The organism is Kitasatospora sp. NPDC058492 (assembly GCF_042720685.1).
Taxonomy (GTDB): domain Bacteria; phylum Actinomycetota; class Actinomycetes; order Streptomycetales; family Streptomycetaceae; genus Kitasatospora.
The window spans coordinates 1-25,344 of record NZ_JBHXMU010000088.1; the positions used below are offsets into that span (position 1 = coordinate 1).

Genomic DNA, 25,344 nt, shown 5'->3' on the forward strand with positions numbered 1-25,344 from the left:
CTTCGCAGGGGGCCCCTGCCCGGCGCTTCGCTCCGGGCAGGGCAGTACGCCTCCGCTTCGCTCCGGCGGGATTCCCGCGCAAGCGCGGGAATCGAATCCTCCGCTTCGCTCCGGATGAAATCCTCGCGCAAGCGCGAGGATTGAATTCCGCAAGCGGAATTCCCCGCTGGCAAGCCAGCGGTAGGACACGCCTCCGCTTCGCTCCGGCGTGTTCCCCCGCAAGCGGGGGAACTGAATTCCGCAAGCGGAATTCGATGAGCTGACCGGCGGCAGTGCATCGCTCGTGCACTGTGTAAGCCCAGTAACTCCGGTCCACATCCCACCATTTGACCTCCCCCCATCTCACAACAGGTCAACGCCAACGCCCGCCCCCTATCCTCCTGTCGAGCCTGGTGGACTCCGCTTCGCTCCGCCCACCCTGAGCTCCCGTCACCATTCACCCTGAGCCGTCGACATGGGGAAGCGTGCCACCCGAGTTTGCGGGTGGCACGCTTCGGTGCATCGTAATGATGCACTGTGTAGGTTCAGTGTTCCTGCCTGGTGTCAGTACTGGACGTCGATCGCCTGGATTCCGGTGAACTCGACTTCGAGTCCGGCGGCGCGTCCGCCGTCCTTGAAGTAGGTTTCCTGGAATCCCTCGGCCATGATGGCGCGCATCTGTTGGTCACCGGCGCCCTGGTCCTGGGCGGTGAAGAGGCGGCCGGCGTAGGCGGGTGGGAGGTGGACGGTCAGGTGCCGTAGCCGGGCCTCGTCGGTGGTGCCGACGGGGGCGGTGTAGCCGAAGTAGGCCCACACCTCGACGGTGATGCCCGTGCTGGTGGCGGCCTTCTTGCGGGCCCGGCGGCGGATGCCGGGCTGCCACACTCGTTGGACCTCGCGCTTCAGGGCTTCGCGCAGTGCGGCCCTGGGGGTCTTGCGTTGGCCGGCGAGGTAGCGCTCGACGGTGCGGCGACTCACACCGAGCCGGGCCGCCAGGACGGCGGTGTCGCCCTTGGCCGCCTTGGCGAGCAGCCGCATCTGGGCCTGCGCGCTCTTGGGTGGCGCCTTGGTGAAGTGCTCGGGCGCGGCCCGGTCGATCGCGTCGGTGATCTCCTCCACAGCCTCCTACTTCCCTTCGATGGTGCTGCTGTCGTAGCCCTTGATGTGGCGGGCCGGGTTGATCGGCTGGTCGCGCTCCAGCCAGTCCACGACGGTGAGCATCTGCTGGATGCCCTCGACCTTGGCCAGGCCGGGGGTGGCGCCGAGGCGGAAGGTGCCGGGCAGCACCTTGCCCGAGCCGGTGAGCGGCAGGAAGCCGAGCGGGTCCGTGGTCGGGGAGGCGTAGACGACGCAGTCGTTGTTGACGCCGAGCGGGTAACGGCCGTTGGCCTTCGCCACGTTGGCCATCTTGCGGTGCATGTTGACGCGGGCCTTGGCGATGACCGCGGCCCGGATGTCCGGGCGCCAGGTCTCACGCTCCAGCGCCGGCCACGGCTCGCCGGGCTTGTAGGTCAGGCCCTGGGGGCGCTCTCGCAGCTTGCCGATCCCGAACTTCACCGTCGACTTCACCGCCGAGAGGACCATGGCGATCTGGTGGTGGCGCCAGGTGGCCGAGGCGAGCTGGTCGTCGCCCATCGCGGCCAGGTGGCCCAGGCCCTCCGCGGCGAGCGCGGCGCGCAGCGCGTCCAGGTCGGTGCCCGCGTTCTTGAGGAGGCGGTGGGCGGTCATCGCGGCGAGGAAGGCGCGTTCGTCGGTGTCCTTGTCGGTGGGGATGCCGGCCTCGGCCATGGTGGTGACGTAGGCCTCGCGGAGGCGGTCGTGCCAGGGGTCGAGGTAGGCGCCGCTGTGCTCGCGCAGGTAGGCCTCGGTCGGGGTGACGTCGTGGCCGAGTTCCTGGGCGTAGGCGACGGTGGGGGTGGTGTACCAGGCCGGGCCGGTGGGGGGGTTACCGGTCGGGGTGAACGGGCTGGGCAGGCGGGGGTCGGTGGGGATGTGGGACAGGTCGACGAGCCAGCTGCCCGGGGTTTTTTTGTCGAAGTGTGGGTTGGTGACGTGGAGCGGGCCGGACAGGCCGACGTTGAGGCGGGCGGCGGCGGCGAGGTAGGCGGTGTTGATGTCGATGCCGACCGCGAACGGTTCGATCATCTCCGCTTCGGAGAGGGTCTCGACCGGGCGGATCCACTGGTAGGACTCCTCGTCGAGGAAGCCGCCGGTCCAGCCCTGTGCGGCGGGGTGCTCCGGCGGGACCTCCGGTGGCGCTGCCTGGACGACTTCGGTCAGCGCGCCCGGGTTCGGTCCGGACACCCACCCGCCGCTCTGCTCGTCGCGTACCGCCCTCGTGGGCGGGCGTAGCGCGGTCATCAGTTCCAGGCCGCTGGTGGCGCTGGAGCCGCGGGGGGTGATGACGCGTTGGGCGTAGACGCCGAGGACGCGGGCGAGGTCGGGGGCGGGCAGGTGGGCGGCGTCGCCCCAGGCGCGGGTGTCCAGGGCGCGCCAGGGCAGGACGGCGAGTTGTACGCATTGGCGTCGGCCGTCTTTGACGGGCTTGTAGATGCGGGCCCAGGGGCCGAAGCCGCGGCGGGTGAGCTGCCATTTGGAGCGGGCGAGTGCTTTGACGATCTTGTGGTCGTCGGGCAGGCGCTGGGTGCGGCGGGTGGCCGGGTCGTCGTCCAGGGTGGGTGGCAGGCCGAGTTTCTGGGCGGCGGCGGCGGTGAGGACGATCAGGGGGTCGGAGTCCTTGCCGTTGCGGTGCAGTCGTGGGGTGCCCAGGCCGGATTCGGTCAGGGCCCAGGTGACCAGTTGTGCGAGTGTGGTGGCGGGGCATTCCAGGAGTAGGCCGCCGACTGCGTAGGCGGTGCCGTCGTCGTCCAGTACGGCGAGTGGGCCGTGGGGGTATTGGGCGTCGCTGTGTGGTGTGGGGCGGGCTGCGGGGCGCAGCGGTTGTGGTTGTTCGGCTGGTTGTTCTGGCGGGATGCGGTCGGGGCGGGGGCTGTCGTCGTCCGGGTTCGCGGTGTCGTCGGTGGTGGGTTTCGGCTCGGCCTTTGTGGGGGTGGGGGTTGGGGCGAAGGCGGCCGGGATCTCTTCGACTGTGCGGGCGGCGGGGGCGGGAGTGGGGTGCTGTTGGGCCCAGCCTTCGAGGAGGCGTGCGTAGGCTTCCAGGCGTGGTGGCCTCGGCTCGGAGCGGCCGGCTTCCCAGTTCTTCACGGATTGCACCGTTGACTTCAGTACCTGGGCCAGTCGCGCTTGGGTGACTCCGGCGGCCTCTCGGAGGCGTGCTCTTTCGGTTGGCTCCGGCAGTTGTGGGCCTGGGTCGTTCAGTAGTGCGTCCACTGCTGCGAACAGTTCGTCCTGTGTGGGCATCGGAACTCCACCTCCTGGCCCTACACTAGTCCATTTTTAACCCTGGAATTGAAGCTCTTTGGTGGTGGTGGGGCCTTGTCTTTGTGGCTGTTCCATGGGGTTTTTGGCTGTCTGGCTGTTCGTTGGCGGAGGTGGGTGCTCTTAGCCCTGGAACATCTGGTGTTCGCGGTGTGGTGACGGCGGCGGTTGGGGGGTGTTGGGCGGGTTCGGGGTGGCGTCCGGTCACATCCCGGCGGCGGCCGGCCAGACGGTCGCGGCCGCGGCGGCGAGGAGCCCGGCGTTGAGCGCGACGCGGCGGTCCCCGCCGGTCAGGTGCACGGCGATCGCGCCGGTCTGCAGGAGCACGAACCCGACGGCCGCGGCCAGCCCCGGCGCGACACCGACCGCCGGCGGCAGCAACAGGCCTGCCGCGCCCAGGAGTTCGACCGCACCCAGCGCCCTGACGGCGGGCAGCGGTACGCGGTCCACCCAGGCCATCATCGGGCGCAGCCGGTCGCGGTCGCGGGTCGCCTTGAGTGCGCCCGCGTAGAGGTAGAAGGCGGCGAGCGGTATGGCGAGGAACCAGTAGGCGATGGTCATGACGTCCTTTCACGGTCACCGCCGGCGGGTGACCGGTCGGCTTCAGGCCAGGTCGGCGGCGGGCTCGGTGACGGGCCTGGTGGCGGGCTCGGTGGCGTAGCGGCTCATCGTGCGCAGGCCGGCCTCGGGGGTCGGCGGCCCGCCGTCGGCGGCCATGTCCCGCAGGTCCCGGAAGTACTGCAGGTACAGGTCGGGGGTGAACACGCTGAGCATGACGGCGCTGTGGTCGCTCACGTTGGCGAAGGTGTGCGGGGCGCCGGGCGGGACCATCACGAACGTGCCCGCGCCCGCGTCGTGGTGCTGGTCCCCGACGGTGAAGCGCACCGTGCCGGAGATGACGTAGAAGCCCTCGTCGTGGCGGGCGTGGCGGTGCTGCGGCGGTCCGGGGGTGTGCGGGGCGAGGAGGGACTCGGTCACCGCCAGACGGTGCCCGGTGTGGCTGCCGTCCTCCAGGACGCGCATGCGCGTGGTGCCCATGACGATCGTCTCGCCCTCGCCGGGGGCGACCACCGATACGGTGGGGCCGGCCTGCGGTTCACTGGTCTTCGCTGTGTCGGTCATGTTCCGAGTCCACCGCCGGGGCCCCGCGGGTGTCCAAGACCCGTTCCGCCATGCCGATACCCGGGGGGTATCGTCGCAGCGTGGAGCTACGTACCCTGCGCTACTTCGTGGCGGTCGCCGAGGAACTCCACTTCGGCCGGGCCGCCACCCGCCTGCACATGAGCCAGCCGCCGCTGAGCCGGGCGATCAAGCAGCTGGAGAGGGAGAGCGGCGCCCTGCTGTTCGCCCGCTCCCCCGCCGGCGTCACCCTCACCCCGGCGGGAACCGTGCTGCTCGACGAGGCGCGGGCCCTGCTCGACCGGGCCGAGCGCCTGCGCGCGCGCGTGGCCGCGGCGGCCGGCGCCGCGACCCTGACCGTCGGCATCCTGGGCGACGGCACCGACCCCGGCATCACCAGGCTGGCGGCCGCCTTCCGCCGCAGCCACCCCGGCGTCGAGATCCGCGTGCGCGACACCGACCTGACCGACCCGACCTGCGGACTGCGCGCCGCACTGGTCGACGTCGCCCTGACCCGCGCGCCGTTCGACGACACCGCCCTGGCGGTGCGCGTGCTGCGCACCGACCCGGTCGGCGCGGTCCTGCGCGCCGACGACCCGCTGGCCCGGCGCGGCCGCCTGGAACTGGCCGACCTGGCCGGCCGCCGCTGGTTCCAGTTCCCCCCGGGAACCGACCCCCGGTGGCAGTCGTACTGGAACGGCGGCACGCCGCGCGAGGGCCCCGTGGTGCGCGGCGTCCAGGAATGCCTGCAGGCCGTGCTCTGGAACAGCACGGTCGGCCTGGCCCCGCTCGGACACGACCTGCCCGAGAACCTCACCACCGTCCCGCTGGCCGACATGGCGCCCAGCCCGGTGGTCGCGGTGTGGAACGACGGCGACACCAACCCGCTGGTCCGCTCGTTCGCCGAGATCGCGACGGCCGCGTACCGCCAGGTGTGACAGGTGTGAGAGGAGGCCGCCCTGCGAGAGGGTGGCGTCCGTCGAAAAAAAGTGGTCCCGGATCCGCCCGCCGTGTCGATCCGCGGCCACGCCGTTCGACCTGGGATGGAGAGGGCCGGAAAGCGGCCCCCGAGCAAGGAGTGACGATGTCGAAGTACATGCTGATCATGCGGGGCACGGACGAGAGCGTCGCGAAGATGATGGAGACGCCCTTCGAGGAGATGCTCGAAACGGTGGGCCGCTTCAACGAGGAACTGATCCGGGCGGGCGTGCTCGTCGCCGCCGAGGGACTGGACGACCCCTCCCAGGGCGTGGTGGTCGACTTCAGCGGACAGAGCCCGGTGGTCACCGACGGCCCGTACGGCGAGACGAAGGAACTGTTCGGCGGCTTCTACGTGATCGACGTCGCCTCGAAGGAGGAGGCCGTCGAGTGGGCCAAGCGGCTCCCGGCCATCACCGGCTCGAAGGTCGAGATCCGCCGCGTACCGGGCATCGAGGAGTTCCCGCAGGACAACGAGTGGATCGCCAAGGAGCGGGCCTGGCGCGAGCGGACCGGCCAGCACTGATGCCCACCACCCCCGACGGCCCGCCGAGCACCGAATCGGCCCGGCGGGCCGCCGAGGCCCTCTGGCGGATCGAGTCCGCCCGGATCGTCGGCGCACTGGCCCGCTACACCGGGGACTTCGCGCTCGCCGAGGACGTCGCCCAGGAGGCGCTCGCCGAAGCACTCGTCGGCTGGGCACGCGACGGCGTGCCCACCAGCCCGGTGGGCTGGCTGCTGGCGACCGCGCGCCGGCGCGCCATCGACGCCTTCCGCCGCGCCTCCGCCCTCGACGAGCGCTACACCCTGCTCGCGGGCCAACTCGCCGAGGGCCAGTTCAGCTCCGGCCCGGCCACCGCCTCCGGACCGCCGCACGAACTGCCGTGGGACCCCGACCGGGTCGACGACGACGTCCTCGCGCTCATGTTCACCGCCTGCCACACCGTGCTCTCCCCCGAGGCCCGGGTCGCGCTCACGCTGCGCGTGGTGGGCGGCCTGTCCAGCGAGGAGATCGCCCGGGCGTTCCTCGTACCCACCGCCACCGTCCAGGCCCGGATCACCCGGGCGAAGAAGACGATCGCCGCGGCGCACGTGCCGTTCGAACTGCCGCCGGCCGAGGACCGGCGCGAACGGCTCGGCGCCGTCCTGAGCGTCCTGTACGTGATCTTCACCGAGGGCTCGACCGCGACCGCCGGCGACCACCTGCTGCGCCCCGACCTCGCCTACGAGGCACTCCGGCTGGCCCGGACGCTGGCCGCCCTGCTGCCCGCCGAACCGGAGGCGTGCGCACTGCTCGCACTGTTCGAACTCACCGCCGCGCGCTTTGCCGCCCGCACCGCACCCGACGGGGAGGCGGTGCTCCTGGAGGACCAGGACCGGCGCCGGTGGGACCGCTCCGCGATCCACCGCGGCCTGGCCGCACTCGGCCGCGCCGCCGCCACCGGACGGGGCCTCGGCCCCTACGGCCTCCAGGCCGCGATCGCCGCCTGCCACGCGGCGGCGCCCTCGGTGCAGGAGACCGACTGGGAACACATCGTGCTCCTCTACGAGGCACTCGGCCGCGTGGCCCCCTCCCCCGTCGTCGAACTCAACCGGGCCGTGGCCGTCGCCATGGCCAACGGACCCCAACAGGCGCTCCACCTGGTCGACGAGCTCGCCGCCTCCGGCCGGCTCTCGGGATCGCACCTGCTCCCGGGCGTACGCGGCGAACTCCTGACCCGGCTCGGCCGCACCGCCGAGGCCCGCGCCGAGCTGGAACTCGCCGCCCGGCTGTGCCGCAACACCCGCGAGCGGTCGGTGCTGCTGCGCAAGGCGGCCGCGCTGCCATGACGCCCCCGCCCGGGCGGGCGGGGACGACTCGTGCCCGGCCGTCACGAGCGGGGGCAGAACTCCGCCTCCAGCTCGGAGGTGAACACCGCGATCGGCCAACTCCCCTCGGCCCAGTCGCCGTTGACGTTGGTGGCGAGCAGGTGCCGGCCGTCGCGGGTGCCGAACGCGTAGGACCACGAGCCGTTGATGGCGCCGCCCATGCCCCAGACGGTGGGGCCGCAGTCGAGCCTGATGCCCGCGACGCCCAGACCGTAGTCCGCCTGGTCGATCCACTGGTGCCCGGTCGGGATCATCGTGAACATCTCCCGCTGCTGGGCGGGCGGCAGGAGCCGTCCGCCCAGCAGGGCGGCGAAGAAGGTGTTCAGGTCGCGGACGTCGGAGACCATGTCGCCGGCGGCCCAGCCCCAGGACGGGCTCAGCTCCGTCACGTCGTAGGCGGTGGCGTTCGGCCCGGTGAGCCCCAGACGCGAGTACTCGCGCCCGTGCGGCCCGTGGATGGCGGTGTCGTCGGAGGAGGGTTCGTAGGTGCCGGTGAGGCCCAGCGGGGTGGTGATCCGCTGCTCGATCTGCGCGGCCAGGGTGCCGCCGGAGGCCCGTTCGACGATCAGGCCGGCGAGGACGTAGTTGGTGTCGGAGTAGGTCCAGCCGGTGCCGGGCGCGAAGTCGGGCCGGTGGGCGAGCGCGATCCGGACGAGCTGTCCGGGGGTGTAGCTGTCGAAGCGGTGCCGCAGGAAGGGCAGGCCGCTCGCCTCCTGCCGGACCTTCTCGTCCATCGCGTAGTTGTAGATGCCGCTGGTGTGGTCGAGGAGCTGGCGCACGGTGGTCCGCTCGCCGTCGTAGCCGGGGGCGTCGAGGAGGCCGGGCAGCCAGCGCTCCACGCTGTCGTCGAGGCTCAGCCGCCCCTCGGCGGCGAGCTGGAGGACGACGGTGGCGACGAAGGTCTTGGTGGTGCTGCCGATGCGGAACCGGTCCTGCACGAGACGGGCCCGCCCGGTGGCGAGGTCGGCGACGCCCGCACTGGCGAACCACCGGCGGTCGCCGTCCCGGACCTCGGCGACCGCGCCGGGCAGACCGCCCGTGGCCACCGCCCGGTCCAGCACCCGCTGGACCCCCGGGTGCCCGCCCCTGCCGCCCGGCGCGGACGCGGCGAACGCCGGTGCGGCGGCGGCGCCGGCCAGCACGGCCCCGGCGAGCAGGGTGGCGACGGCTGCGCGCGTGGTGGTTCCCATGGCGTGTTCCCCCTCGATGTGGTGTCGCGGTTCGGGAAGAAGCTACGAGCAAATTCACATAATGGTCAATACGAAACCTGCCGATGGTGGATGTATTCGCAGGTAGATACCACAATATTCTTGCAATGACCCCCCCCCAGTTAATGCAACAGAACGTCGCGACTCCATTGCAACAGTGGGCGAGCCGGACGGATACTGTTCACGCGACGGAAGGAGACGAGGACGGATGCCCGGAGCCAGGCTGACCCCGCAGGACCGCCACCGGATCGCCGCCGGACTGGCCGAGGGGCTGGGCTACGGCGAGATCGCCCGGCAGATCGAACGGCCGACCTCGACCGTCACCCGCGAGATCGCCCGCAACGGCGGGCCCTCCGACTACCGGGCCGAACACGCCCAGCGCGCCACCGCACAGCGCTCCCGCCGCAGCGGCACGACCGCCCGACCGGCCGCCGCCACCACGCCGCCGGCCGAGGGCCGCGACCCGCAGGCGGTGAGCGAATTCGCCGACGAACTGGCCGAACTGCTGGTGCACAGCGGCCTGCCCCGCATGGTCGCCCGGGTCCTCGCCTGCCTGTACGTCACCGACGACGGCAGCCTCACCGCGGGCGAACTGGTGCAACGGCTGCAGGTCAGCCCGGCCGCCGTCTCCAAGGCCGTCGGCTACCTGGAGGGCCAGGCGCTGATCCGCCGCGAACGCGGCGAACAGCAGCGCCGGGAGCGGTACGTCATCGACGACGACGTCTGGTACCGGGCACTGCTGGCCAGCGCCGAACGGAACACGATGCTCGCCGGCGTCGCCCGCCAGGGCGCCGAGACGCTCGGCCCCGGCACACCGGCCGGCGCCCGGATGGACGACGCCGCAGCCTTCCTGGACCGGATCGGCCAGGACATCGTGCGCTCCGTGCGGCAGTGGCGGGAGGAGAGCCGGCCCGGATCGCGGACCGGCTGATCCCGGACGCCCCCTGCGGGGCGGTCGGGTGAGATGCGCAATGGTCCGGGCGGGTGGGGCTCCGCACCCGATCGGGTGCCGTATCCGCGGATACGCGGCGGGTCTTCGACAAGGCGGTCGCGGCGGGCCGGCCGTCGACCCCCGGGGCGTGCCGGCGGCCCGGTGGGGGCTGGTTCAGGCCGGGGGCCGGGGGGCCGACCGACGGGGGGCCGACCGCCGGGGGGCCGGAGGCCGGAGGCCGACCGCCGGGGTAGAGCCGGGTGCGCAGTTGCGTCTCGGAGCTGCCGGGCGACGCCCCGGGGGCCCCGGGAAAGCGTTCGTCCGGGGCGGGTGCGCCGGGCGGGGGGGGCGACGAACCCGGCGGGAGGGCGCGGCCCCGCGGGGGCGGCCGGAGGGCGGCGACCGGCTGAACCGGGCCTGTCCGGTGCCCCGTTCCTCCGTGAAAGGCAGCTCTGTCGTGCTGCCGTCACTGCCGATTTCCGTGGAGGACCGCAGTGCATCACCGTTCCCGTCCAGTGGCCAGGGTGCTCGGCTCGGGCGCCGCCCTGAGTCTGGCGCTGGCGCTCACCGTGACCGCCTCCCCCGCCCTGGCCGCGCCGCCGGGCCCGACCGCCGAGTCCGATCCCGTCCCCGCCCTGGTGGCCGGTCAGGGCACCGCCGCCCCGCAGTTGGTGACCGGGCTGTCCGAGGCGGCGCCCGGCGGTCCGGTCGAGGCGGCCCGGGCCCATCTCGCGGCCCACCTGGACCGGTACCGGGTCGATCCGGGGCAGCTGACCGAGCTCGCGGTCGAGCGCACGGCCGCCGACCGGCGCACCGTCAGGTTCCAGCAGTACCACGGCGGCATACCGGTGCTCGGCGGGCAGTACCTGGTCCGCCTCACCGGCGAGGGGGCCGGCCAGCGGGTGGAGTCGGTCGGCGGCAAGTACTTCACCGGGCTGACCGCGCCGACCGCCCCCGCCGTGCCGGACGCGGTGCTGCGCAAGCTGGCGCTCGACTCGCTCCCCGACCCGCGCGCCCGGGCCGGGGCCACCGCCGAGGACCGCGGCCTGGTCGTCCTGCCGGGCGGCACCGGCCGACTCGCCCGGCACTTCACCGTGCACACCGCCGGCCCGGGCAACGGCGAGCCGCTGGTCCGCGAGGTCTACGCGGACGCCACGCTCGGCGTGGTCGCCCTCGCCCACGACTCCTCGGCCCCGTACCAGGTCAGCGGCGCCGACGACACAGGGGCCGGCACCGCCCGTGGCGCGGCCGCCGCCGAGCCCGCCACCGGGACCGCACCCGACCTCCTGGGCCGTACCGTGCCGGTGAACATCTCCCGCCAGCCGGACGGAAGTTACCAACTCGTCGACCTCACCCGGCCCGTCACCATCACCACCTACGACGCGACCGGACGGGACTACAACGAGTTCAGCGGCCGACTGCCCGACGGCAGCCTCCCCGTCGCCTCCCCGGGCCCGGCCTTCCCCGCCTCCACCGGCACCAGCGGCGCCACCGACGCCCACCTCAACGCCGCCGCCGTGTACGGCTTCTACCACGACCGGCTCGGCCGCGACGGCCTGGACGGCAAGGGCGGCGCGATCACCTCCGTGGTGAACGTGAGCAACCGCGGCAAGCCCTTCCCGAACGCCGCCTGGGACGGGCAGAAGATGCTCTACGGCAACGGCAACGCCAGGTTCCTGCCGTTCTCCGCCGCCCTCGACGTGGCCGGGCACGAGATGACCCACGGCGTCATCCAGCACACCGCCAACCTCGTCGGCGACGGCCAGTCCGGGGCCATGAACGAGGGACTCGCCGACTACTTCGGCAACGCCATCGAGGTCACCGCCCGAGGCATGTCCATGGACGACCCGGCGGCCGCGCTGATGGGCGAGAACCTGTGCCGCACCGGCACACCGCAGGACTGCGCGAACCGCCGCCTGGACGACCACCGCACCACCGTGGACGACTACCTCGGCGCCGGGCTCGACCTGGACAACGGCGGCGCGCACCTCAACGCCACCATCTTCAGCGGCGCCCTGTGGGACATCCGGCGCACCCTCGACCCGCTCACCGCCGACCGCCTCGTCTACCGGGCGATGGCCGAATACCTCACCCCGCTCGACGACTTCGTCGACGGACGCAACGCGGTGCTCGCCGCCGGCCGGGCCCTCAAACTCAGCGGAGCCCAACTGCGCAAGGTGGCGGCCGCGTTCGACGCACACGGGATCAAGGCCGGCTGGCAGAACCGGCTCGGGACGGACACCCGCCCGCTGCTGCCCGGCACCTCCGCCCCGGTCGGACCGGCCGCGGGCGGAGGCCACTGGGTGATGGGCAACACCGACCCGAACGGCAAGGGCGCGACGGCCCTGTACACCGGCTCCACCACCGCCCCCGGCACCCCGACCCGGCTCAGCCCGGACGACGGGCGGATCCACGGCTGGGCCGCCACCGACGGCACGTCCGCCGTCTGGCTGGCGATCGGGCCCGACGCCACCGGCACGTGGGGGACGGAGGTGCTGACCCGCCCGCTGTCCGGCGGCCCGGTGCGCAGCGTGTTCCACTCCCCCGACCAGTCGCCCGGCAGCGTCCGGGTGTCCGGCGGGGACATCGCCTTCACGGTGACCGACAACGACACCGGCCGCACCCGGGTCCGCCTCTCCCACGACGGCGCCCCGCCCGTGGAACTCCCGCTGCCCGAGGGCCACAACCTCACGTCCTTCACGTCCCTCGCGTTCAAGGACGGCCTGCTCGGCTGGATCGAGTCCTGGACGGCCGACGGGGCCGGCGTCCAGGCGCCGACGGTCTTCTCGACCGCCACCGGCAAGGTCGCCGCCCAGTACCCGGTGAGCACCCCGAACGGCACCGACCCGCCGTACCTCGCCTCCCCGCTGCTCGCGGGCGACCGGCTGCTCTGGCTGGCCGCCCCGGCCGACCGCACCCGCCCGACCGCCCTGCGCTCCGGCGCCCTGGACGGCTCCGGCGTGCGCGACCTGCTCTCCGCCGACTCGCCGTACACCCCGGCGGACATGGAGCTCACCGCCACCGACCAGGCCGTCACCTTCCTGCACCGCGGCGCCCAGCCGAGCAGCGGCTGGTCGAACGCCGCGCTGCCCAAGCTGTACCAGCTGCCGGTCGGCGGCGGCACCCCCGTGCGGGTCTCCTGCAACCGGGGCAGCCAGTTCCACGCCGCCGCCGACCAGGGCACCCGGGTGGTCTGGCTGGACGCCACCGCCGGGCGCAACGACCTCGTGGTCCGCGACCGCCCGGCCGGGTCCTGCTGATCCGAGCGCGGCCGCGTCGTTCGCCCCGGTGCCGGCGGGCACCGGGGCGGACGGCGAGGCGGGCAGCGGATCCGGGGTGGACGGCGGGTGCCAGCGCGCTGTGCGCGGTTTGCCAGCGGCGGGCCACAGGCTGGGGCCGTCCAGGTCACCCGGCAACCAGAGGGAACTGATCCATGTCGCCAGCTGCTTCTCCTTCTTCTCCTCCTTCTTCGGCTGCCCCTTCGCCGTCCCGCGCGGGGTGGTCGCGCCGCCTGCGGCTGGCGCCGCTCGTGCTGACCGCGTCGGCCCTCACCGTGGGACTGGCCGCCGGTCCGGCGCTCCCGGCCCCCCTGACCACCGCCGGGTCCGCGCCCTCCGCGACCCGGGGCGAGGCCGAGGCGCAGCGGGCTCAACTGGAGGAATTGGAACGGCAGTTGGTGGCTGCCGGGGCGCCGGGGGTGGTGGTGCGGGTGGACGACGGCCGGGGCCGGCCCGTCGAGATCGCCGAGCAGGCCCCCTGGGCCGCGGCGGACCAGCGGCTCGCGGTGGGGGACGAGTTCCGGATGGGCTCCAACACCAAGACCATGATGGCCGTGATCGCCCTGCAACTGGCCGCCGAGGGGCGGCTCGCGCTGACCGACCCGGTGGAGGCGTGGCTGCCGGGCCAGGTGCCCGACGGCCGGGCGATCACGCTGCGGATGCTGCTGAACCACACCAGCGGCCTGGCCGACTACACCGAGGACCCCGCCGTCCTGCCGTCGATCCTCGGCAAGGACCCGCACCGGTGGACCTCCGCCGAACTGCTCGCCGTGGGCGTCAAGCGCCCGGCGCTGTTCCCGCCGGGCACCCGGTGGTCCTACAGCAACACCGACTACGCGGCGGTCGGCGCCGTCCTGGAGCGGGTCACCGGGGCGAGCCTCGCCGACCTGGTCCGGGACCGGATCGCCCGGCCCCTGAACCTGAAGCACACCTACCTCGCCACGGACGGCAGCTGGCGCGGCCGCCACGTCCGCGGCTACGAGCCGGACTCCGCCCACATGCCGGCGGGGGTGCCCGCCGCGTTCCGGGACGTGGCCGGGGTGCACCGCGACGGCCGGGTGGACGTCTCCGGCAACGACCCGGGCTGGGGCGGGGCGGCCGGGGCCGTGGTGTCCACCGCGCAGGACTGGTCCCGCTTCTACAACGCGCTGATGTCCGGCAGGCTGCTGCCCGCGGCCCAGCTGGCGCAGCTGCGCACCACCGTGCCGATGGACCCGCAGAACCCGGTGGACGGGCCCGGCTCCGGCCTGGGCATCGAGACGGGCCGCACCCCCTGCGGCACCGTCTGGGCCCATGACGGGGGGATCACCGGCTACTCCAGCACCAACCTCACCAACGGCACCGGCAGCCGTACGGCCACCGTCCTGATCGCGACCGAGTTCCTGTTCGAGTTCGGGGCCGACGCGAAGCTCACCGCGGCCGGCCAGGCCCTGCAGAGTGCGGTGACCTGCGCCATGTTCGGCAAGCCGGCCCCGGCTCCGGGTCCGGCTTCAGGTCCGGCTTCAGTTCCGGCTCACTGACGGGGGCGGCCCGGCCGCGGGTGCGGGTGCGGGTGCGGGTGCGGGTGCGGTGATGATCGCGGACAGCAGGTCCCTGGCCTCGGTCCGCGCCATCGCCGCACCCGCGGCGTGCGCGGACGCGAACCCGGCGGCTCCCAGGTCGGCCGTGGCCCGCCCGGCGATCCTGTGCACGTCGGTGTCGCCGAGGTCGTCCGAGCCCCGCAGCAGGTCGGCGGCGCCGAGCAGGAGCGCCGCCTTCCCCGGCCGGCCGCGGCACAGCTCGATGTCGGCGGCCGCCACCGCGATCCGGGCCGCGACCGCCGAGTTCCAGGTCAGCACCAGGTGCACCGCCGGGTGGTCGAGCCGGCGCACCGCCGCGTCGGGCAGGCCGTCCGCGGCGTCCAGCTGCGCGAGCACGCCCAGCAGCAGGGCGGTGAGGTGCGAGGGCACCGGCTGGCTGCCGGGTGCCTGGGCCAGGGCGGCCAGGGCGTGTGCGCGGGCCTGCTCCCGTTGCCCGGCCCGCCACTCCAGCTGGGCCAGGCCCAGGCACACCAGGGCCCTGGGCTCGGCCCATCCGGCCTGCGCCACCTGGTCGAGCAGGCCCGCCAGCTGCCGCCGCGCGCCGTCCGCGTCCCCGGCCTGGGCGCGCATCAGGGCGGCCTGGACATCGCTGTCGACCGTGTCCTCCTGCATCCCGAGCTCCTGGAAGTACCGGGTGGCCCGCTCGTTCATCGCCAGCGCGCCGGCCAGGTCGCCGGAGCGCCGCCGCAGCGAACCGAGGGTGCTCAGGGCGGTCGCCATGCCCCACCGCTCGCCGAGCGCCTCGAAACCGGCCAGCGCGTGGGCGAGGAAGCCCGCCGCCTCGGTGACGTCCCCGGTGTGCAGGGTCAGCAGGCCCCGCACGAGCAGGGCGAACGGGCCGCTGGAGGGGTCCTTGCGCTCGCCGTCCGGGAAATCCGCGGGGGCCGGAGGGTCGGGCGTGTGCGGCGGCGGCTGCGGGCCGGCGATGGCCGCGGCCAGCCGGGCCAGCTCCAGCAGGGGGTGGACACCGGGGTCGACGCCCGCCATCGCCGCCTCGATCCGGCCGAAGGCGGCCGCCCTGTCCTCCGGCCGGCCGATGGACTCGGTGCCGACCTCGTACGTCGCGATCACCAGCGCGCGGGCCGCCGGATCGGCCGGCCCGGGGACCTCCAGGACCCGTTCGAGCAGGTCCAGCGACTCCGGCGGATAGCCCCGCATGGACCAGAACCAGCACAGCGCGGCGGCGAACCGGACCGCCGTCGCGGCGTCCCCGGACTCCACCGCCCAGCGGATCGCCGCCAGCAGGTCGTCCCGCTCGGCCGACAGCCGGGCCAGCCAGCGCAGCTGGTCGCGGGTGCGCAGCCGCGGCTCCGCGGTCTCGGCCAGGGCGAGGAAGAACCCGCAGTGGCGTTCGCGGGCGGCGCCGGCCTCCCCGTGGCGGGTGAGCTGCTCCAGGCCGTACTCCCGGATGGTCTCCAGCATCCGGTAGCGGGGCTCGCCCGTGGCGGCGGCTCCGAGCGGGTGCAGCAGCGACTTGTCGACCAGCGCCGCCAGTAGCTCCCGGACGTCGCGGGCCGGGGCGTCGGGGGTGGGGACGTCGCGGGCCTCACGGTCGCCCGAGTGGTGGTCGGCGTGCGGGGCGGCGAGCCCGGCGACCGCCTGCGCCGCGTCCTCGGTGAAGCTGCCGGGCGCCACCGACAGCCGTTCCAGCAGCGTCCGTTCGTCGGCGGCCAGCAGCTTCCAGCTCCAGGCCACCACGGCGCGCAGCGTCTGGTGCCGGGGCAGGGCGGTGCGGCTGCCCCGGGTGAGCAGCCGGAACCGGTCGTCCAGCCGGGCGGCGACCACCTCGGCGGGCAGGGTGCGCAGTTGGGCGGCGGCCAGTTCGATCGCCAGTGGCAGGCCGTCCAGGCGGCGGCAGATCTCGACCGCCGCCGCCGGCGAGCCGTCCTCCTCGGCGAAGCCGGGGCACACGGCGGTGGCCCGGTCGTGGAACAGCCGGACCGCCGCGCAGGCGCGGGCCTGTTCGGGCGTCGAGCCGGGTTCGGGCAGTTCCAGGGGGAGCACCGGGTGCAGGTTCTCGCCGTCGATCCGCAGCGGCTCCCGGCTGGTGGCCAGGACCCGCAGCCCGGGGCACCGGCCGAGCAGGGTCTCGGCCAGCGTGGCCGCCGCGTCGATCACGTGCTCGCAGTTGTCCAGCACCAGGACCGGGTCGTCGTGCGTGAGCACCTCGGTCAGGCGGTCCAGGATCTCCTCGGGGGTGCCGGGGCGGCGGGTCGGGGCCGCGGCGTTCTTGGGCAGGTCGGCCTCGCGCGTGCGCAGGGCGTCGAGCACCGCGCGGGGCACGTCCGCCGGGCCGGCCGGGGCCAGGGCGACGAACCACACCCCGCCGGGCGGTGTGAGCCGGCGGCCGGCGGTGGTGGCCAGCCGGGTCTTGCCGGACCCGCCGGGGCCGACCAGGGTGACCAGGCGGGCTCGGCCGAGCAGCTCGGCCACCCGGCGGATGTCGTCCTCGCGGCCCACGAAGCTGGTCAGCGGCGCGTCCGGGTTGCCGGGCGGCCGTGGTCGGCGGGGTTCCGGCCGTTGGGGTGGCGGCTGTTGGGGTGGCGGCTGGTCGTCGGGGGTGCGGTGGACGGCTGGCTGCTGGTGGTCGGGGGGTGCCGGGAGCTCGCCGCGCAGGACCGCGAGATGGGCCGCCCGCAGCTGCGGTCCGGGGTCGCTGCCGAAGGTGTCGGCCAGCCGGGCGCGCAGCCGCTGGTAGGCGGCCAGTGCCTCGGCGCCCCGGCCACCGGCGGCCAGGGCCCGGATCAGCTGGGCGTGCAGCCGTTCGTGCAGCGGGTGCCGCGCGGTCAGCGATTCGAGTTCGGCGATCAGCTCCGGTCCGGCGCCCAGCGCGAGGTCGGCCTCGATCCGGTCCTCCAGGGCGGCCAGCCGCGCCCGCTCCAGCCGCCGGGCCTCGGTGTCGGCGAACGGCGCCTCGCGCACGTCCGCCAGCGCGGGTCCGCGCCACAGGGCCAGGGCCTCCCGCAGGGCGGCGGCGGCCTCGGCCGGCCGGCCCTGCGTGTGCAAGTGCCTGCCGGAGAGGGCCAGTTGCTCGAACCGGGCGGTGTCCACCGCACCGGGCTCGACGGCCAGCCGGTACCCGGCCGGTCCGAAGGTGAGCAGCGAGGGGTCGCCCAGGACGCCCCGCAGGCGGGACACCAGTGACTGCAGGGCGTTCGCCTGGTCGGCCGGTGGCGCCTCGGCCCACAGCGCGTCCACCAGGGCCTGGGGCCGGACGGCGCGGCCGGCGTCCAGCGCGAGGTAGGCCAGCAGCGCCCGCAGCCGCGCGCCGCCGATCGGCAGCGGGCCCGCTCCGGCGTCCAGTACCAGGGGTCCAAGCAGGCCGACGCGCACCGGGTCACTATCGCAGCAGCACCGGTTCGAGCGTCAAGTCGCCGGGCGGCACCTGCGCGCCCGACCCGGCCGTGGGCGGCGTCCGGGGCGGTGGCCCGGCGGGGCCGGTGGCCTCGCCGGTCGCCGGCGGGCCCGCCCGTCACGTCCTCGGGGCGGCGATGGGGGGCCCGGGTGAACCGGTAGCCCCGGACAGCCATCCCCGGTAGCGCTCCGCATACGCATGTGTGTGGATGGTGACAGGACGCCATTTCGTGGCAGTCCGATCGACCATCACCACCCTTATCTGGAAGGGCTCTTCCCCCATGCGTACTGCGCGCCGCGTCCTGACCGTCTCCGCCCTCTGCCTCCCGCTCGTTCTCGGCGGGGCGACCATCGCCTCCGCCGACACGCCCAACAACATCCCCTCCCTGAACTACGACCACGGGGCGTTCTCCGTCGGCCCGAACGGCAGTGCCCTGCACATCACCGATGTCCAGTTCGGTCCTGACGGTGCCTCGTTCCTCGACGCCGCCGTCGCGGTGGGCCCCAACGGTGTCGCCGGCTACGCCACCGAGACCGGTATCGGCATCGGGGGCTGATCCCCTCCGCTCCCCCATGCCGGGTGCCCCGGGACGAACCGTCCCGGGGCACCCGCACGCCCGGAGCCGGGGGCCGCGCGGGGCGGCGGCGTTCACCCGCCCCCGCGCGGGCTGACGAGCATGCGGATGTCGTCGGCCGCCCAGAGGACGAACCGTTCGATCGGGACCACCCGGTGGCCCGGCACGGGCCGAAAGCGCAGGCGCTTGAGGAGGACGGCCAGCAGCAGTTCGCACTCGACCATGGCCAGGGCGGCGCCCTCGCAGCTGCGCGGGCCGAACCCGAAGGGGACCCAGGCCAGCCGCGCGCGTCCGGCCGCCTGCTCCGGGGTGAAGCGCTCGGGGCGAAACCGTTCGGGCTCGGGCCAGTGGTCGGGGTTCAGGTGGATGGCCCAGAACGGGTAGAAGACCACCGCCCCGGCGGGGACCTCGTACGCGCCGAGGGTGAGCGCTTCAGTGGTCTGGCGCGCGCCGTACGGGCCGGGCGGGTAGAGGCGCATCGACTCCTGGAGGACCGTCCGCAGGTACGGCAGGCGCCGCAGGTCGGCGTACCCGGGGGCCGGGCGGTCGCCGAGCACGCGGTCCAGTTCCCCGGTGACGCGTTCGGCCGCCTCGGGGTGGCGGCCCAGCAGGTGCAGGGTCCAGGAGACGGCCACGCCGGTGGTGTGGTGGGCGGCGAGCATCGTCGCGAGAACGGTGTCGCGGATCCGGGCGGGGCGCTCGCCGGCCTCGACCAGTGCGCCGACCAGGTCGCCGCGGTCGGCGCGGCCGCCGTCGCGGTGGGCCGCGATCACCCGGTCGACCGTCGCGCGCAGGAGGGCGAGCGCCCGCGCGGTCCGCTCGGCGCGCTCCTGCGGGTCGACGGCGGGGGGCACCTGGTAGAGCCGTTCCAGGTAGTCGGCGAGCACCTCCTCGAAGGCGGCGGCGACGACGTCCGGGCCCTCGACCTCGCCGCCCAGGGCGTACGCGCAGATCATCCGCAGGGACAGGGCGGTCAGGTCCTGCTGCAGCGCGACGGCCTCGCCCCGGGCGCCCCGCGCGACCCAGCGGTCCGCGAGGCCGGTCGCGAGCGCGGTGAAGCGGTCGAAGGCCTGCTCGTGCGAGGGGCGGCCGGCCAGGACCGAGAACAGGGTGCGGCGCCACGGGGCGTGTTCGTCCGCCGGGAGCACTTGCAGGTTGCCGGCCTCGAACAGCGGGTCCAGGAAGGAGAACAGGCGCTCGGGGCGGCGGTCCAGGTGCGCGGTGGCCTCCAGTAGCACCGGGTCGGCGACCGACACGGCCGTCTCGGCGCCGGGCAGCTGGAACCGTGCCACGGGGCCGTACTCGGCGTGCAGCCGCAGCTGGTAGGCGTGCAGCCCGCCCGCCTGCGCGATGGCGCCGACCCCGCCGTCCGGCCGGGGGTCGGGACCGGGGATCTTCATCGGACCTCCTGGTGACGCATGGTCGGATCCGCCGCCCGGACGGTGGACGCGGGCGGCGCAGCGCCGACGGCCGTGGGGACCAGGATCGCGCGGGAGCGCGTCCGGCCGGCAGTGGCGACGCCGGGTGAAATTGCCAGCGCTTGCAACCAATCGGCGCACACAACTATTGTGGTGTCACGCAAAGTGCACCTGCAATCATTCGCGAAGGCTTCCCCTCGCCCCTCCCGCCCCCGGCCCCGCCTCCGCCTCCGCCTCCGCCGACAGGAGTCCGCCCATGAGCACCACCCTCTTCACCCCCTACACCCTGAGGACCCTGACCGTCCCCAACCGCGTCTGGATGGCGGCGATGTGCCAGTACAGCGCCGCTCCGGACGGCGACGCGGCCGGCGCCCCGACGGACTGGCACTTCGCCCACGTCGCGGCACGCGCCACCGGCGGCACGGGGATGATCATCATGGAGGCCACCGCCGTCAGCCCCGAAGGCCGCATCACCCCCTACGACCTCGGGATCTGGAACGACACCCAGGTCGCGGCCTTCCGGCGGATCACCTCCTTCCTGACGGCGCAGGGCACCGTGCCGGCCCTCCAGCTCGCCCACGCCAGTTGTTCCGACTATCAGGTCATCCATCAGTTAGCTGACCAGCCACGACGTAGCACAGAGCCCCCGGAATGACACCACCAAGTGTCTCCGGGGGCTCTGCTGCGTGGAGTGCGATGTCGTACGGAATCCCGCGCCCGCTTGTCACTCGATCTCGGTACCTTCGACGGGCTTTGCCCGCAGCTTGTCCAGCAGTCGACGGAAGTGGGTTTTTGCTGCCCACGTCCCGTACTCCTGTGTGGGTGCGGCCATCTCGATGACGTGGTGCGCTCTCGCCTTGAGTACGGCGCCCCACACCACGGCGTGCTGCTGAGCACTGCGCCCGCACTCGTGCGGCTCCCCGGGGAGGCAGAGCGGAAGCGGGTCGCCGATCTTGTTCGCCGAGTGGCGGACATACCGAGCGACATCGAGCCACTGATCAGGGGTCCGAGCCGGCTGCCACCCGTTGGCCATGTCGCCGGGCCATGGTGTCCAGTCCTGGCCGATCCCGTCGCCGTGGTCGTCCACTTCCGCTCCCTACTCCGCCTGATGGGGCTCCGAGCCTAGGCGATCGACGCCCCGGGCGGGTCGCAGTGGCCCAGCGTCGGCACACACGGCTGACACGGGCCGCACATCGGAAGGAACTGCGGCGGCGGGCAGGCTTGAGCCTTGTCGCACTTCCGTTCGATCTCGGCGAGGGCAGCGGCGAGGCGTTCGCCCGACCAGATGTCCGCCAGCGACATTTCGAGCACGTTCCCGACCGGCATGAACCGACCGAGGACGCAGGGCACCACGTCGCCGCTCGGCAGTACGGCGCACTTCTCGTGCGCGCAGTGCCCACACAGGTCGGACACCTTCGGTTGCACCCCTCGGCTCGCCCTGCCGAACGCCCTCGTTCGGTCGCCGCCTACCTCCGTGAGCCCCAGACTCAGGAGGTCGGTTGCGGCCTGGACGGTCCGCTGACCGGGGTTGACGGCGATCACCCCGCCCCGGATGGGGATTCCGAGGGAGACGGCCCTCTCGACGTTCGAGCGGGTCTTCCGGTGCGACCCGCGGGTCTTAGTCACGGCGTCGTGGTCGTCGCCCTGGTCGCTGTAGTAGGACGTCGCGAGGCTGACGTTCCGGCTCGCGAACGTCTCCCACAGCTCCGGCGTGATGTGGGTCATGTTGCTGAAGACTTCGACGGACAGTTCACGGTCGCGGGCGTGGCCGATCAGGTCGGCGAGACCGGGGTACAGCGTCGGTTCGCCGCCGATGAACTGCACGTGCGCACCGCCCATGTCGGCGATCTGATCGATCACCGACCGCCAGTCGAGTTCGGTCATGATGCCGTGGTCGCCCTGCGGACCCGAGTCCGCGTAGCAGTGGGAGCAGGATTCGTTACAGAACCCGGTCACCTCCAACCACACGAACTCCAACCGGCTGGGGAGGGTCTTGGTACTCATGTGCGCCTCCTTGAGAGTGCCCGCCGGGGGGCGGGCAGGACCGTCCGCAGCTCCGGGCGGAGCCGCGGCGTTTCTCGGGGATGGTGATGGCCCGTCACTGCCGTGGTCACGGACGGAACGGGAGTCTGTGGGGTGCTACTGGGCGGACTTCGGCGGCCGGTTGGGGTGCCTCGCCTCGTACGGGTTCTCAACGTGCGGGGGGCCCGCACACGCGAGGGCCCAGAACTTTTCCTGGCCGTTCTGGTCGAAGTGGCGGAACTGCACGGCGGTCCGCGTGATGATTCCGGTGATCGGGTTGTGCTTCGTCGCACGCCGGACCACTTCGCCCCTGCGTCCGTCGTGGTGGACGTACCAGCCGCCCAAGGGCGTTGACACACAAACCGGACGCCCGGCGGTGGCACTGACAACCGCTCGCGTTCAGTTCCACCTCCAGCGCATATGCGGCGGTCTCGAACGTCTCGTGCGGGTCCGGCTCTGCGTGGTGGAGTCGGTGCCGTCTCGGGGTCGGCATGGTTCTCGTCTCCCTGTAGGTCTGGTGGTCCCGCCCGTCCGCGACGGGGGATGCGCGTACGGACGGGACCGGTCCCGCGCAGGGAAGCCCACTTCACGGGTGCAGCCACCCGGAGTGGCGGCGCGGGAGTCTTCGGGGCTTACGCGGCGTGACGCTCGTCGGCCGGCTCGCCGACGTAGAGCAGCGGCAGCCTGATGCCGACCAAAGCGGCGGCGACGGCCTGGCGAATCCTGCGTTCCATGAACGGCAGTGTGAACATGGGGAGTTTGTCCATCGGGACCCACCGGAGTTCTTCGATCTCCGCGGCGGCCCCAATGGGTACCGAGAGAGCGGCGGCCGCGGCGTCGGGCATGACTCCGCCGTCGAGCACGATGTTCAGCCCCTCGGACGCGCCGTGTCCGGGTTGGCCGGGATCTGATCAATCGCCAACGCGTGCGTGAACTCGCGCTTCAACCCGATCCCCTCCGCCAGTTCACGAGCGGCGGCGTCAGCAAGCTGCTCGCCGGGATGGACGCCCCCACCGGGCAGGATGTGATCCTCCCGGTAGCGCGGCCTAACCAGCAGGACGTCGCCGTTCTGGCGGCGGATCAAGACCAGAACGCCGATGCGACGTCGCGGCGGGCGTGGGGGGGGGATGGTGCTGTATGCCACGGGTGGTCCCTCGATGGTGGTAGATAGATGGGCCCGCCCCGGGCATCCGGCCGCGACCAGTGCGTAAGTACCGTCCCCGGGGCGGGGGTTCCGGCCAGAGGATCAGGACTCCTCTGGCCGGTGGTTGAGGGGCGACCGCTCCCCGCCAAGGCGCGTTGGCGGGGAGCGGTGCGGCTCAACAAGGGCCGTTCGCCAACTGCCCTCGGACCCATCCGGCAGGGGAGGTCTTCCTGCCGGTACCCGTCCGTTCGCGGCCATCTTTCGCGAACGGACGTTGAACCCCGTCGTCACAGAGGATGAGCACTCGCGCTGCGACGACGGGAACTTGTCAGTCCGGCGGGCCCGGTTCCCATCCGCACCACTGGCCGGCCGGAGACTCCACCACCCACTCACGACCGCTGCCCTGCTCGCGCTGCGGGCGGGCAGCCGGCTCGGCCCTCAGTCCCATGCACAACCGGATCGCGGCCAGCGCCTCAGGAGTACATCGAAGGTCTCGCGGATTGGCGGCAAGTACGTCAACTCGACTGGCGTTCAAGTGACTTCACCCCTTCTTCGAGCGAGGGAGGGGGCGCACCTCGGGCTGGAGAGAAACCGCTCAATGTCCCGGTCTTGCAGCCGGATGCGACCCCGGGGCGACGCGAGCCGCCACCGGCCCGCGCGCCACCGACCGATCAGCCGGCTCCGAGTACGGAACGCCATCTCGCCAACGCGGCCACGAATGGCGAGGGTCGCCACAGCAACCCGCCTAGCAACGAAACTTCGCTTCAAGGGCGTTACCTTCCCCGCTTGACGGCCGTTGCGGCGGCCAGTTCGACCGTCACGAGAGCGGCCGGCGGTGCGGGTTGCATCCCGTACCCGGCGCGATCTCCCTCGGGTTGCACTGTCGCAGCTGATCGGGCTTGGTCGTCCACTCCGGCCCCCCACCGAGCGGCCTCAGGAAGGCGGCCCCGCAGAGGAGTTCCACGAAGACCCCTTCCCGCGGCTTGCCGTCGTCGTCGCAGTGCGCCAAGTCCTTCACCACCTCGTGTCGAACGAGGCTGGACAGCACGGGCACGGACTTCGGGTCTTCGGACATGGGGGTCTCCGCAAAGATGCCATGGGGGATGAGCGCTTCAGCGTCTCGCCAACGGACAACTGCGCTCCGTGGCTGCGTGACTACCAGGGTGGCCCACTCTCCCCTACCATCGGAAGGTCCTCAACTTCCCAGTTAACCCAGGGGATTTGGAGTTGATCTTGTGAACCGCAAGAAGCTTGATCCACAGAAGTCTCCGCGAGATGCCTTCGGGGTCCGTCTTCGCATGTCACGCGAGGCAGCGGGCCTGAAGCAGCATGAACTCGGCGCCCTGATGGGCTACTCAGACACGCACATCTCTGCCGTCGAAACGGCCACCAAATCCCCCAGCCTTGACTTCGCGCGAAAATGCGATGAGCACCTTGGGCTGGAAGCGACCCTAGAGACGATGTGGTGGGGACTGAGGGCTTCCGCCCTGCTGGAAGGGTTCCCGGAGCACGCGGCACAAGAAGCTCGCGCAACCCGCATCATGGTCTTCGAAGCAAACATCGTGCCTGGGCTGCTCCAGACCGAGAGCTACGCCGCCGCGTTGGCCGCCGCCTCTGTTCGACGGGGCCGAATCACGGAGGCTCAGGCCGCCGAGCGGTTGAGGGTCCTCGCGAACCGGCAACAGCTACTTGATCGTGACAAGCCCCCACTGATCCACGCTGTTCTGGATGAAAGCTGCATCCGTCGAGCCATAGGAGGCCGGGCCCTGATGGCGGAACAGCTGTCTCACCTGGAGGCCCTAGCCGCCCGCCCAAACGTGATCATCCAGATCTCACCGTTCTACCTCGCGGAACAGGCGCCGTTTCGCGTCTCCATGACCCTGCTCGGCTTCGCGAACCGAAAGGTGGTTGGCTACTCCGAGTCCCTTGAACGCGGCTACGTGGTGCGGAGCCCTCGCACTGTCGCAGCCTGGGAGGACGACTACCATCGACTCCAGGTTGAAGCGCCATCCCAGGTCGCTTCGCTGGAGATGATTCGCAAGGCACGAGAGGAACTGAGCTACCATGACTCCCCACCCTGACGAGCTGTCTCGTGCTGCCTGGTACAAGTCGACTTACAGCGACAACGGGGGCACCTGCGTAGAGACCACTGCCGACTTCCCTGGCCTGGCGCCCGTCCGTGACTCCAAGGACCCCGAGGGTCCTGCCCTCGTCTTCCCTGCCGACGCCTGGCAGTCGTTCGTCACCGCCGTCCGTTCCGGAGAGTTCGGCGACGTCTGACGTCGGTGTGCTGCCCTGAGACCCCGCCGCCCCTTTCCGGAGCGGCGGGGTCTCGTCGTCTCCTACCGGCATTTCCGGCACAGCTGTCCTGGCCTCTGGACATGCTTCCCGCACAGCCCATCGCGCCCCTGGCACTCGTGCGCGTGCGGCCGGGGCCCTGCGGTTCCGGCGGCCCGGTTCCCCGTGGAGGCCCGCCCCGCCGCCCGCCGGTCCCGCGCACCTGTGATCAAC

Annotated in this window: 20 protein-coding genes and 1 pseudogene; 10 read left to right on the forward strand and 11 right to left on the reverse strand. The window is 72.8% G+C overall.

The genetic code is table 11. The annotated features are described in order from the left end of the window. Positions 1 to 543: 543 nt before the first annotated feature. The 4 genes from tpg to ACFWPI_RS36120 all read right to left on the reverse strand — a co-directional run bounded on the left by tpg (position 544) and on the right by ACFWPI_RS36120 (position 4,479). Positions 544 to 1,098, reverse strand: coding sequence for a telomere-protecting terminal protein Tpg (gene tpg / locus ACFWPI_RS36105; RefSeq protein ID WP_380378240.1), 555 nt, complete (start codon positions 1,096 to 1,098; stop codon positions 544 to 546). Between the two features lie 6 nt (positions 1,099 to 1,104). Further along, positions 1,105 to 3,339, reverse strand: a complete 2,235-nt coding sequence (tap, locus tag ACFWPI_RS36110) for a telomere-associated protein Tap (RefSeq protein WP_380378238.1) — start codon at positions 3,337 to 3,339, stop codon at positions 1,105 to 1,107. A gap of 222 nt (positions 3,340 to 3,561) precedes the next feature. After that, positions 3,562 to 3,918 carry a DoxX family protein gene (locus ACFWPI_RS36115; protein ID WP_380378236.1) on the reverse strand — a complete coding sequence of 119 codons (357 nt, stop codon included), beginning with the start codon at positions 3,916 to 3,918 and terminating at the stop codon, positions 3,562 to 3,564. 42 nt (positions 3,919 to 3,960) lie between these two features. Beyond that, entirely contained in the window at positions 3,961 to 4,479 is a 519-nt protein-coding gene (locus ACFWPI_RS36120; RefSeq protein ID WP_380378234.1) for a cupin domain-containing protein, read from the reverse strand. Between the two features lie 50 nt (positions 4,480 to 4,529). On the opposite strand from ACFWPI_RS36120, the gene ACFWPI_RS36125 reads away from it, so the two are divergent. From ACFWPI_RS36125 to ACFWPI_RS36135, 3 genes are all read left to right on the forward strand, one after another. Next, positions 4,530 to 5,414: a LysR family transcriptional regulator gene (locus ACFWPI_RS36125; RefSeq protein ID WP_380378232.1), complete on the forward strand. Its 885-nt coding sequence runs from the start codon at positions 4,530 to 4,532 to the stop codon at positions 5,412 to 5,414. Between the two features lie 146 nt (positions 5,415 to 5,560). After that, positions 5,561 to 5,980 (forward strand): YciI family protein, encoded by a 420-nt coding sequence (locus tag ACFWPI_RS36130; protein ID WP_380344626.1) that lies wholly within the window; start codon positions 5,561 to 5,563, stop codon positions 5,978 to 5,980. Continuing rightward, complete coding sequence (locus ACFWPI_RS36135) at positions 5,980 to 7,284, forward strand: RNA polymerase sigma factor (RefSeq protein WP_380378230.1); 1,305 nt, start codon at positions 5,980 to 5,982, stop codon at positions 7,282 to 7,284. Before ACFWPI_RS36130 ends, ACFWPI_RS36135 begins: the two co-directional genes overlap by 1 nt. Before the next feature lie 41 nt (positions 7,285 to 7,325). On the opposite strand, the gene ACFWPI_RS36140 is transcribed toward ACFWPI_RS36135, so the two are convergent. Beyond that, positions 7,326 to 8,513 carry a serine hydrolase domain-containing protein gene (locus ACFWPI_RS36140; RefSeq protein ID WP_380378229.1) on the reverse strand — a complete coding sequence of 396 codons (1,188 nt, stop codon included), beginning with the start codon at positions 8,511 to 8,513 and terminating at the stop codon, positions 7,326 to 7,328. 226 nt (positions 8,514 to 8,739) lie between these two features. Here ACFWPI_RS36140 and ACFWPI_RS36145 point away from each other — a divergent pair, with 226 nt between their 5' ends. From ACFWPI_RS36145 to ACFWPI_RS36155, 3 genes are all read left to right on the forward strand, one after another. Next, on the forward strand, positions 8,740 to 9,462 hold the full coding sequence (locus ACFWPI_RS36145) for a MarR family transcriptional regulator (RefSeq protein WP_380378227.1): 723 nt from the start codon (positions 8,740 to 8,742) through the stop codon (positions 9,460 to 9,462). 515 nt (positions 9,463 to 9,977) lie between these two features. Beyond that, on the forward strand, positions 9,978 to 12,722 hold the full coding sequence (locus ACFWPI_RS36150) for a M4 family metallopeptidase (RefSeq protein WP_380378225.1): 2,745 nt from the start codon (positions 9,978 to 9,980) through the stop codon (positions 12,720 to 12,722). 269 nt (positions 12,723 to 12,991) lie between these two features. Next, complete coding sequence (locus ACFWPI_RS36155; protein WP_380378224.1) at positions 12,992 to 14,260, forward strand: serine hydrolase domain-containing protein; 1,269 nt, start codon at positions 12,992 to 12,994, stop codon at positions 14,258 to 14,260. Here ACFWPI_RS36155 and ACFWPI_RS36160 read toward each other — a convergent pair. After that, the gene (locus tag ACFWPI_RS36160) at positions 14,243 to 17,653 is read right to left on the reverse strand and encodes a BTAD domain-containing putative transcriptional regulator (protein ID WP_380378222.1); all 3,411 of its coding nucleotides are present in this window, start codon (positions 17,651 to 17,653) and stop codon (positions 14,243 to 14,245) included. The genes ACFWPI_RS36155 and ACFWPI_RS36160 overlap by 18 nt on opposite strands. A 302-nt stretch (positions 17,654 to 17,955) precedes the next feature. On the opposite strand from ACFWPI_RS36160, the gene ACFWPI_RS36165 reads away from it, so the two are divergent. Further along, positions 17,956 to 18,231 carry a hypothetical protein gene (locus tag ACFWPI_RS36165; RefSeq protein ID WP_380378220.1) on the forward strand — a complete coding sequence of 92 codons (276 nt, stop codon included), beginning with the start codon at positions 17,956 to 17,958 and terminating at the stop codon, positions 18,229 to 18,231. A gap of 92 nt (positions 18,232 to 18,323) precedes the next feature. Here ACFWPI_RS36165 and ACFWPI_RS36170 read toward each other — a convergent pair whose 3' ends face one another. Further along, entirely contained in the window at positions 18,324 to 19,649 is a 1,326-nt protein-coding gene (locus ACFWPI_RS36170; RefSeq protein WP_380378218.1) for a cytochrome P450, read from the reverse strand. A gap of 274 nt (positions 19,650 to 19,923) precedes the next feature. Here ACFWPI_RS36170 and ACFWPI_RS36175 point away from each other — a divergent pair. Then, a pseudogene (locus ACFWPI_RS36175) lies at positions 19,924 to 20,250 on the forward strand (NADH:flavin oxidoreductase/NADH oxidase); the annotation flags it as partial. 141 nt (positions 20,251 to 20,391) lie between these two features. On the opposite strand, the gene ACFWPI_RS36180 reads toward ACFWPI_RS36175, so the two are convergent. The 4 genes from ACFWPI_RS36180 to ACFWPI_RS36195 form a co-directional block, all read right to left on the reverse strand. Continuing rightward, positions 20,392 to 20,754, reverse strand: a complete 363-nt coding sequence (locus tag ACFWPI_RS36180; protein WP_380378217.1) for a hypothetical protein — start codon at positions 20,752 to 20,754, stop codon at positions 20,392 to 20,394. A gap of 35 nt (positions 20,755 to 20,789) precedes the next feature. Continuing rightward, complete coding sequence (locus ACFWPI_RS36185; RefSeq protein WP_380378215.1) at positions 20,790 to 21,671, reverse strand: radical SAM protein; 882 nt, start codon at positions 21,669 to 21,671, stop codon at positions 20,790 to 20,792. An 886-nt stretch (positions 21,672 to 22,557) separates the two neighbouring features. Beyond that, positions 22,558 to 22,833: an NUDIX domain-containing protein gene (locus ACFWPI_RS36190; protein ID WP_380378213.1), complete on the reverse strand. Its 276-nt coding sequence runs from the start codon at positions 22,831 to 22,833 to the stop codon at positions 22,558 to 22,560. An 817-nt stretch (positions 22,834 to 23,650) separates the two neighbouring features. Beyond that, positions 23,651 to 23,908, reverse strand: coding sequence for a hypothetical protein (locus ACFWPI_RS36195; RefSeq protein WP_380378211.1), 258 nt, complete (start codon positions 23,906 to 23,908; stop codon positions 23,651 to 23,653). Between the two features lie 160 nt (positions 23,909 to 24,068). Here ACFWPI_RS36195 and ACFWPI_RS36200 point away from each other — a divergent pair, with 160 nt between their 5' ends. Beyond that, the gene (locus tag ACFWPI_RS36200) at positions 24,069 to 24,914 is read left to right on the forward strand and encodes a Scr1 family TA system antitoxin-like transcriptional regulator (protein ID WP_380378209.1); all 846 of its coding nucleotides are present in this window, start codon (positions 24,069 to 24,071) and stop codon (positions 24,912 to 24,914) included. Next, positions 24,898 to 25,113 carry a DUF397 domain-containing protein gene (locus ACFWPI_RS36205; RefSeq protein ID WP_380378207.1) on the forward strand — a complete coding sequence of 72 codons (216 nt, stop codon included), beginning with the start codon at positions 24,898 to 24,900 and terminating at the stop codon, positions 25,111 to 25,113. Before ACFWPI_RS36200 ends, ACFWPI_RS36205 begins: the two co-directional genes overlap by 17 nt. The last annotated feature ends 231 nt before the right edge of the window (positions 25,114 to 25,344 follow it).

Excerpts from the sequence above, each read along its gene's own strand:
- ACFWPI_RS36125 (WP_380378232.1), top strand. The coding sequence starts at position 4,530 with ATGCCGATACCCGGGGGGTATCGTCGCAGCGTGGAGCTACGTACCCTG.
- ACFWPI_RS36170 (WP_380378218.1), bottom strand. The coding sequence starts at position 19,649 with ATGAAGATCCCCGGTCCCGACCCCCGGCCGGACGGCGGGGTCGGCGCC.
- ACFWPI_RS36140 (WP_380378229.1), bottom strand. The coding sequence starts at position 8,513 with ATGGGAACCACCACGCGCGCAGCCGTCGCCACCCTGCTCGCCGGGGCC.
- ACFWPI_RS36195 (WP_380378211.1), bottom strand. The coding sequence starts at position 23,908 with ATGTCCGAAGACCCGAAGTCCGTGCCCGTGCTGTCCAGCCTCGTTCGA.
- ACFWPI_RS36185 (WP_380378215.1), bottom strand. The coding sequence starts at position 21,671 with ATGAGTACCAAGACCCTCCCCAGCCGGTTGGAGTTCGTGTGGTTGGAG.
- ACFWPI_RS36115 (WP_380378236.1), bottom strand. The coding sequence starts at position 3,918 with ATGACCATCGCCTACTGGTTCCTCGCCATACCGCTCGCCGCCTTCTAC.
- ACFWPI_RS36205 (WP_380378207.1), top strand. The coding sequence starts at position 24,898 with ATGACTCCCCACCCTGACGAGCTGTCTCGTGCTGCCTGGTACAAGTCG.
- ACFWPI_RS36120 (WP_380378234.1), bottom strand. The coding sequence starts at position 4,479 with ATGACCGACACAGCGAAGACCAGTGAACCGCAGGCCGGCCCCACCGTA.
- ACFWPI_RS36130 (WP_380344626.1), top strand. The coding sequence starts at position 5,561 with ATGTCGAAGTACATGCTGATCATGCGGGGCACGGACGAGAGCGTCGCG.
- ACFWPI_RS36145 (WP_380378227.1), top strand. The coding sequence starts at position 8,740 with ATGCCCGGAGCCAGGCTGACCCCGCAGGACCGCCACCGGATCGCCGCC.
- tap (WP_380378238.1), bottom strand. The coding sequence starts at position 3,339 with ATGCCCACACAGGACGAACTGTTCGCAGCAGTGGACGCACTACTGAAC.
- ACFWPI_RS36135 (WP_380378230.1), top strand. The coding sequence starts at position 5,980 with ATGCCCACCACCCCCGACGGCCCGCCGAGCACCGAATCGGCCCGGCGG.
- ACFWPI_RS36165 (WP_380378220.1), top strand. The coding sequence starts at position 17,956 with ATGCGTACTGCGCGCCGCGTCCTGACCGTCTCCGCCCTCTGCCTCCCG.